This window comes from uncultured Anaerovibrio sp. (assembly GCF_947302755.1).
In the GTDB taxonomy this organism is placed as follows: Bacteria; Bacillota; Negativicutes; order Selenomonadales; family Selenomonadaceae; genus Anaerovibrio.
Genome location: NZ_CAMYWM010000116.1, coordinates 1 through 8,281 on the forward strand (window position 1 = coordinate 1; position 8,281 = coordinate 8,281).

Annotated in this window: 7 protein-coding genes and 1 pseudogene; 5 read left to right on the forward strand and 3 right to left on the reverse strand. The window is 43.9% G+C overall.

The annotated features are described in order from the left end of the window. The 3 genes and pseudogenes from Q0Y54_RS10220 to folD all read left to right on the forward strand — a co-directional run. Positions 1-563 (forward strand): annotated as a pseudogene (locus Q0Y54_RS10220) (UbiD family decarboxylase domain-containing protein); the annotation flags it as partial. Positions 564-567: 4 nt separating this feature from the next. Next, positions 568-1,431 (forward strand): 4-hydroxybenzoate octaprenyltransferase, encoded by an 864-nt coding sequence (locus Q0Y54_RS10225; protein WP_297967298.1) that lies wholly within the window; start codon positions 568-570, stop codon positions 1,429-1,431. Positions 1,432-1,562: 131 nt separating this feature from the next. Next, positions 1,563-2,423, forward strand: a complete 861-nt coding sequence (folD, locus tag Q0Y54_RS10230) for a bifunctional methylenetetrahydrofolate dehydrogenase/methenyltetrahydrofolate cyclohydrolase FolD (RefSeq protein ID WP_297967280.1) — start codon at positions 1,563-1,565, stop codon at positions 2,421-2,423. A gap of 58 nt (positions 2,424-2,481) precedes the next feature. Here folD and Q0Y54_RS10235 read toward each other — a convergent pair whose 3' ends face one another. Continuing rightward, the gene (locus Q0Y54_RS10235; protein ID WP_297967282.1) at positions 2,482-2,910 is read right to left on the reverse strand and encodes a hypothetical protein; all 429 of its coding nucleotides are present in this window, start codon (positions 2,908-2,910) and stop codon (positions 2,482-2,484) included. A gap of 84 nt (positions 2,911-2,994) precedes the next feature. Between Q0Y54_RS10235 and Q0Y54_RS10240 the strand changes: the two genes are divergently transcribed. Then, entirely contained in the window at positions 2,995-4,473 is a 1,479-nt protein-coding gene (locus Q0Y54_RS10240) for a serine/threonine-protein kinase (RefSeq protein WP_297967286.1), read from the forward strand. Positions 4,474-4,954: 481 nt separating this feature from the next. Here Q0Y54_RS10240 and Q0Y54_RS10245 read toward each other — a convergent pair whose 3' ends face one another. Beyond that, the gene (locus Q0Y54_RS10245; protein WP_297967288.1) at positions 4,955-5,320 is read right to left on the reverse strand and encodes a helix-turn-helix domain-containing protein; all 366 of its coding nucleotides are present in this window, start codon (positions 5,318-5,320) and stop codon (positions 4,955-4,957) included. Positions 5,321-5,554: 234 nt separating this feature from the next. Here Q0Y54_RS10245 and Q0Y54_RS10250 point away from each other — a divergent pair, with 234 nt between their 5' ends. Then, positions 5,555-6,943 carry a zinc ribbon domain-containing protein gene (locus Q0Y54_RS10250; RefSeq protein ID WP_297967291.1) on the forward strand — a complete coding sequence of 463 codons (1,389 nt, stop codon included), beginning with the start codon at positions 5,555-5,557 and terminating at the stop codon, positions 6,941-6,943. A 684-nt stretch (positions 6,944-7,627) separates the two neighbouring features. Here the strand turns inward: Q0Y54_RS10250 and Q0Y54_RS10255 are convergent. Then, positions 7,628-8,281, reverse strand: a 654-nt coding sequence (locus tag Q0Y54_RS10255; RefSeq protein WP_297967294.1) for an Rpn family recombination-promoting nuclease/putative transposase, incomplete at its 5' end; no start/stop codon positions are given.

An 8,281-nucleotide genomic window follows, 5' to 3' on the forward strand; every position in this document is an offset into this window, starting at 1 on the left:
TCCACATTACCTGCATTACCCATCGCAAGAATCCAATATATCCATCCACTATTGTTGGCAAGCCGCCGATGGAGGATTGCTATCTGGCCAAGGCCACAGAGCGGATTTTCCTGCCTTTATTGCAGCAGGTAATACCGGAAATTGTCGACGTGAATATGCCATTGGAGGGTGTATTCCATGATTGTATTTTTGTATCAATAAAAAAGACCTACCCGATGCAGGCCAAGAAGGTTATGAATGCCCTGTGGGGGATGGGGCAGATGATGTTTATCAAGATGATTATCGTCGTGGATGCCCATGTGGATGTGCAGAATCCAAAGGAAGTATGGTGGCGCGTATTTAATAATATTGATGCCAAACGTGATCTGGTGATGATGGAGGGGCCGCTGGATGTCCTGGATCATTCCTCACCTATGGCCAAATGGGGAACCAAGGTCGGTATTGATGCCACCAAATCATGGCCAGAGGAAGGGCATACCCGTGAATGGCCGGATGAAATTGAGATGTCCCAGGATATAAAGAATTTGGTGGATGCGAAGTGGAAGGAGCTTGGCCTTGACTGACGGTATGAATAGTTTTTGGCAGAAGATAGATGCTCACCTTAATAATGTGGCATTTTATCAGACGGTTTTTTCCCTTCCCTTTGCCTATATGGCGGCCTTCTTGGCGGCTGATGGCCAGCCGGATATTATGATAATGGTCTGGATTACCCTTACTATTGTGGCGGCCCGTAGTGCTGCTCTGGCCCTGGATAACCTGATTGATTTAAAATACGATGTAGATCAGCCACGGTTCAAGGGACGGCCTATGGTGGCCGGTCAGCTCAATAAAAAAGACATTTATCTGCTGGTGGCTATATGCTTTGCCGTGTTGATATTTTCTGTATTGCAGTTAAATCCTATCTGTATAAAGCTATTGCCAGTGGCCGCTCTGCCCTTTATCATTTATCCCTATATGAAGCGGATAACCTGCTTTTGCCACTATGTTTGTGGTATAGCCGTGGCCATGGCTCCGGCCGGGGGCTGGGTGGCGGTTACCGGTACCATTGACTGGCCGATGATTGTGCTGTTTACGGCAGTCGCCCTGTGGATTGGGGGCTTTGATGTGGTATATGGAGCCCAGGATGAGGAATTTGACAAGGCCCATGGCCTTCATTCTATGGCTACAGCCCTGGGGGCCGGGAATGCCCTGCTGTTGGCCAAGGTCACCCATGTGGTGTGCCTGGGCATATTCGTGTACATGGGTACTCTCTTTGGGCTGGGGACCATTTATTATTTGGGTGTGGTGGTTTCCGCGGCTGTGCTATATTATCAGCACCGCCTGATTGCCATAAAGGGCTTTGGGGCCTTTACCAGGGAGTATTATATGCGAAACGGCATTGTATCCGTGGCCATGCTTTTCTTTACCCTGGCCAGTGTGTACGTTAAATAATTCGGAATTCGGGATGCGGAATTCCGAATTTGTAATGCGGAATTTTGGAGTTGGAATTCGGAATGCGGAATTTGGAATGCGTAATTCGGAATTAGGCTTGTGGGAGTCGGAATTTAAGTTGGAGGTAAGTTATGACGGCAAGATTATTGGAAGGCAAGTATTTTGCAGCGAAAATTCGTGAGGAGGCAGGCAGGAAAGCTGCCCAGCTGAAGGAGAAATACGGCGTTACTCCGGGCCTGGCCGTTATTATCGTAGGGGAAAATCCCGCTTCCCAGGTCTATGTCCGCAACAAGCACAAGGCCTGCACGGAGCTGGGCTTTTATTCTGAGGGGGTGGAAATGCCGGAAAGTACTACCCGGGAGGAGCTTCTGGCTGAAATCAACCGCCTTAACAATGACCCGAAAATTCACGGTATTTTGGTACAGCTGCCATTGCCTAAGGCTTTACAGCCTTATGAGTCAGAGGTGCTGGAGGCTATTAACCCATTAAAGGATGTGGACGGCTTCCACCCGGTTAATGTGGGCCGTTTGGTAACCGGTCAGGAGGCACTGATACCATGTACACCACATGGCTGTATCCGCATGCTGGAGCTGGCAGATATTCCTATGGAGGGAGCCAAGGCGGTGGTTATTGGCCGCAGTAATATTGTGGGCAAGCCCATGCTGCACCTGCTTTTGGGGAAAAATGCCACCGTTACCATCTGTCATTCACGTACCAAGAATTTGGCTGAGGTGGTAAAGGATGCTGACATCGTGGTTGCCGCCGTGGGCAAGCCAAAATTTGTCACTGCGGACATGATTAAGCCGGGAGCCACCGTAATCGACGTGGGCATAAATCGTATCGCCCCGAAAAAGCTGGTGGGGGATGTGGATTTTGACGCGGTCAAGGAAGTAGCCGGTGCCATTACTCCGGTGCCGGGGGGCGTAGGGCTGCTCACCATTGCCATGCTGATGCAGAATACTGTGGATGCAGCTGAGCTGCAAGTAAAATAGCCTTCCTCTTTGGGGAAGGGGAAGGCTGCGATCCTGTAAGGGCGGTGGATGAGGTTCTTTAATCCAGAAGCTTGGTTTCTCCAAGCTTGTCCAGCAACAGATTGGTTTCCACCACGGAAAGATTATGCTCCAGGGCGTGCCATATTACACTGTCCCAGCTGTTGCGTACATAGAGCCGCTCCGCCTTGGCATAATACAGGAGGTGCTGTGTTTCGTCGGGTGTAAGTCCCATGGCAATGGCCAGTGCCAATATCTTATTGCGGGAGGCTTTCTTACGGCCCGCGAAAATGTGATAGGCATATACCTTATCCAGACCGGATTGTTCAATTATGAGGGCTTTGTTTAGCCCTTTTTCTTTTATAAGCTCCTCCAGATGCTCACTCAAGGTCTGATTAACAAGCTCGGAATCATTGACAGTCAGGTAATCTTCAACCCGCTTTGATTCGCTAAGCTCATGCTCCAGACTGGTAGTAGTTTTATTTTTCATGGCCCCTCCAATTGAAATGATGTATTATTATATTAATCTAAGTGGTATGATAATATACTTTAGCGAGCAAAGCAAGGTGATATTGTGGGGCAGGAGACTTCCAAGACTGTCATACAGCTGGCGGAGGAATATATACAAAGCAAATACGAAAGGGTGCGTCTGCTCCATCGGACAGACAAGGCCGAGGTATGGCTGGCCGCTGACAGTACAGGCAGCTTTGTGGTCATAAAATATATTAAGCTGGCCAGGCTGCCCTATTCAACCCTTAAGGGAATGGGCAAGTCCCTGTGGCCGGAGGTCATTTACTGTACGGAGGATGACCGGGCCACCCTAGTGGTGGAGGAATTTATTAATGGGGCCTCCTTTGAGGAACTGCTGGAAAACAGTCAATACTTGACGGAAGCAAGGGCAAGGAAGCTACTGCTGCAGCTGTGTGATGGCCTTATTATGCTCCATGGGAAGGGGATTATTCACCGGGATATAAAGCCATCAAATATTATTCTGCAAAGGCTTGGTGATCATGACTTTGTCCGGCTGATTGATTTTGATGCGGCCCGTATGGTGAAGGAGAACCAAAGGGAGGATACCCGGTTGCTGGGCACCAAGGGCTACGCACCGCCGGAGCAGTACGGCTATGGCCAGACGGACCAGCGCAGCGACATTTATTCACTGGGCATTACCTTTACGGAAATGCTGGGGGAGAATTATAATGGTTGGCTAAGACCAATATTGGAAAAATGCACGGAGGTGGATGCAAGGAACCGTTACCAATCCGCTAAGGCTTTGAAAAAAGATTTGCTTCACTATAGACGGAACAGGCTGCTCAAGCTGGCAGCCGTTGTTGGGGTAGCAATAGCGGTTGTCCTGGCAATATGGTTTAACTTGCAGCATTCCCACCAAGAAAAAATCATTCCTCCCGCAGTGGAAGAAATCATGGAGGAAGTAAAAGAAAAGGTGCCTGCTCCCTCCGCAGAGGAAAAGACACCTGAGGCTGGAGCGGATAAGCCTGCATTACAGGAGAATAAGCCCCAATCACAGGGGAATAGGCCTGCAGCCGAAAATCCCCCCCACGCCCCAGAAAATAATACAGCACCACAAAAAGAAGCAGCTGGTGATGAGACAGGCAATAATGCCGTTTATGCCAAGTATTATCTAAATGGTAAACGGCAGGGAGAGTGGACGGACGCCTCTGATACCCCAATAAACAATTGGGGAACTTATATTACAATTCCAGCGGCTATATGGAAAGCTTGGGGGGGTACCTATCCAAGTGATTGGGAGGTACGGGTCAATGTGGAAAATAAGAGCAACACAAGCTGGGAAAATCCTTATCTTAGCGTTTATACCACTGATGGAGTAGGGGGAGAGTCAAAGAACTATGTGGGAGATACCCTGGCACCAGGGGAAAGCCTTGTATTTGTGGTTCCCATGGCTGATTTCGATTTGCCCACCCGACACAAGGGGATTCGCCGCCAGGAAATGTTTTTTCAAATCAGTGCTTCAGGCAATCAGGTACTGTTTGGTGAAAAGGCAGAAATCATTTTTGACTTGGACTACCGCTAATAGGTGCTAAGTCTCCCCTCTTTTAAGTGGGAGAAAAGCACCCATAGCTGACATTTTTACATGGGACGTATTAACCAATAGTCTTTGTCTCTTGGATACGTCCGCAAGCTATGGATTAATTCGACTGAATTGGGTGGCCGTATAAATCTCCCATTGAATAAGTCTCATTGAATTACAGACAGAGAGCATAAAAATATAACGAGCTTTAAGATGTCCCCCACCTCTTTAGGTGGGGGAAAAAAACTACAACAGCTGGCGAGCATATCTCCCAGCTCGTTGCGACGCGAAGCTAGTCCTTTAGGGAAACGCTAATTGGAAGATTTTTCTTCTAAAGAAGAAAAATTTGAACAATGGCGTTATAAAAATTGTCCCAGCGGGTAAACAAAACCTGCTGGGATTTTTTTATAATCAGATTGATCATTGATTGTAGCTTTACTCTATGGTGAAGAGTTAAAGGACCAGTGGTAAAGCTCTGTCGGTGTCAAGGAAGTTGACGGACAGGTCTCTGCCTATTGATGTTTTCCTGCTCGTATACAGCATTGAGGGTAATATCCACGATATCTTTGCCGGATTTGCTCAATTCAAGATATTTTTCAAGCTGTTCACTAATGTGGGGCGGTACATCACGAACCTTGCTCTCCAGTGTGGATTCCTCACGACCAAGCAGGTAATCTACACTTACATTAAACAGGATAGCCAGTTCATTTAGCTTTCGTACAGGTTTGATGTCGCCACTTTCGTATTTATTGTAGCCAGTCCGAGTGATACCCAGATATTTGGCCACATCCTCCTGGGAAAGCTGCTTTGACTTCCGAAGCTCCCGCAGCCGGGAAGCAGTAATATCCATACGAAATCACTCCTTACTTAAAAATAAGTATAGGGGTTATTTGACGTATGAAAAAGTCGTGAGTTTAAATTGGAATATTATTCTCAAATTAGCAGGATTTTTGATTAATAATGTTAAAATAGTGAGTTAAAGTTTAATAAGCTATCAATGTATTTTTTATCTGTGTATCAGTTACCTTTTGCATGATTGTAAACATGTTTCTTTTAGGGGTTAAAATTTGAGGAGTGATGGATTATGGGGTTATTTGATATTGAAGAAACCAGAGAATGTCAATTAGGAAAATGTTGGTCCTGCAGGAAAATAATGATTGGAAAAGTTGGTATTAAGTCTGGTGAATTAAAATCGGTGCCCGGTGTCAATTTAAGGGATGGCATATTCATGTGTGAAGAATGCATACAATCTAAAGGTTTATTTGTTTCTGATATTGAAGGTAAAACTAAAAGTGAATTACTTGATATTTTCAAGGAAAAAGGATTTGTATCGCCAGAAGATTTTACGCCTATCAGAAGGGTGCATAGAGTAGGTGCGCCATTAACCACTAGAAGCAACTATATGTATTTAGAGTCAGATGAGGAAAGGAAATTGCTGAATGTTCCCATCTATGAACAAGGAATTTTTGGAGAAAAGGTAAGGGACTGTGTAATACCTTGGGCTGATATTATTGATTTCAATGTAGTGGATAATGGAACACAAATATCTAATCTTGACACTATAGCAAGTGGTAAAAAATATCAAAACCGCCCTTTTGAAGGCATTTGCACTAGTTTATTATTACAAATTGTTACCACAAAAAATAGCTTTTGTATTAACTTCATAGGTAAAGGTCTTGATTATGATAAGCTAGACCGTACCAACGATGATAAGTATCACAGAATATCAAACGCACTCAGCGATTGTTTAGATATTCTTAAAGGTATTTTAGCAGATAAGCTGGAAGAGAAAATAATTGAAATTAAAGAAGCCGAAGAAAAAGTAAAAATTATGAATAAGAATAAGGAGATGACCAAAGTGGGTATGAAGCAGTGTCCAAATTGCAAAACAAAATATGGTGCCAGTGTAAAATTTTGTTCTTCTTGCGGTGCTTTGTTGGAGGAGATTGAAGGAGATATTGCTGCTTATGAAGTGGAGACGGTTGAGCCAGTGACTACTCCTAGCATATCGTCACCAAGCAATGCGGAAATGCATGAGTGGGTATTGAAGACTACATTTGGCAGAACAGGAACAAAGGTAACTGAAATAAAAACATCGGGATCTCAAATAAGTATTGATCAATACAAAAGGTTTATTATTAAGTGGGCAAGAAAAAAAGCTAATTTTGATGTTAGAGATATAGTTAGACTGGAGAGAACAAAGAAGCTTTCAGGAAATAGTGTAATAGAAATTATATTTGGAGCAGCATTATTATTGGCAGGTGTTACCGCTGGTTATATGCCTCTAATAATAATTTCTGTTTTAGTACTTGTGATTAATGCTGTTACACTGCATGAAAACCTAATTATAATTCACTATCAACATGGGCGGGTAAAAATGCCTGATGATAGAATTCATAACAGTGATATTGAAGATTTTTTCACATTCATACGCAAATATAATCCATCAGCGGTAAAGACTTTTGTAGAATGAGGTAGAGAAATGAGATATTGTCCTTATTGTAAGCGTGATGTAGAACCCCAAAAGCATATTAATTGGTTTGTCTTGCTTTTGATGTGCTTGATTACATGTGGATTGTGGTTGGTTGTCTATATACCATATTATATTTTCTTCAAGGATACATGTTGCCCAATATGCAGGGGGGATTTGTAGATGGGACTGATTTCACTAATAGAAGGGAGGCAGCGAAGATAGGGAGGCAAAATAATAAATTTGCTTTATGGGCTGCAATTATATTGATTATTTTAGTAGGTGCATTTTGGGGAGGCGATGCCGAGTTTGGACCACTAAGATTAATACTACCTATAATTCGTCGTGTGCTGACTTGGTGTTAGCTTCCTATGTAGCAATTATTGTTTATTGGAGGGATACATGTGTTCAAAGAATTAGTAAAAAAAGAAATGGTTTATATAATACGACTTTATAGGAGAGCAATCTTTAGTGATATGGAAATAAAATGATAACTTATTCAGGTGGAGTTTTAACTCCATCTGAATTTAGTTGAATTTTACCCAGGGCTTTACGGGTGCTTAATTCCCACCTAAGAGGAGGGAGTCTTAGCACCCGTTAGCATCGGATAAACTAGATAACGAAGAATCCCGTCTGATGGTGGCATTGAGCCACCTGCCAGGCGGGATAAATTTTTATGATAATGTGTTAAATTTTCTTGGCCAGCTCTAGGATTTCCTCCCGTGACAAGTCTACATATTCTAAGATTTCGTCAATAGATTTATTTTTGTTCAGCATGCGCATGACAGTACGGCGATCAGCGAGTCTTGCACCCTCTGCACGTCCCTCTGCACGCCCTTCTTCTCGGGATACTCTCATATCGGTGTTGTAGTCCATGATGGCCATTTGGCGGTTGATGTATCTGAGCCGTTCTTCCATATCCTGCATGAAGATACCGGTATCATTTACGGCATTTTTTATAGCAGCATCGCTCATAATCAGTTCCTCCATTTCTGTATTATCCAGCTTGTTTGAAAAATAGGCCATCCATCGTTCCATGCGGGTCATTTCACCAACAGGTTTTTTCTTGAACTTTGGTACTTCGATAAAATGCAGCTCCATATCTTCATTTAGTCTACGGCCGGTTTCAATATTATATATACTGTACATGGAATGCAGTGGCTCTCCCGGGAAAATCTTGTGTCCCAGAATGTTGATGGTAAATGCAGGATTGAGGGTGATATAGTCATCCCCTTTATTTAATCCCATCAGGTACATTTGTGACCAATAAAACAGACTGCGCCGTTCCATGTCCTTCTTATTGATAAGCTGCACTTCCACATCAATCTTGGTTTCGTTTTC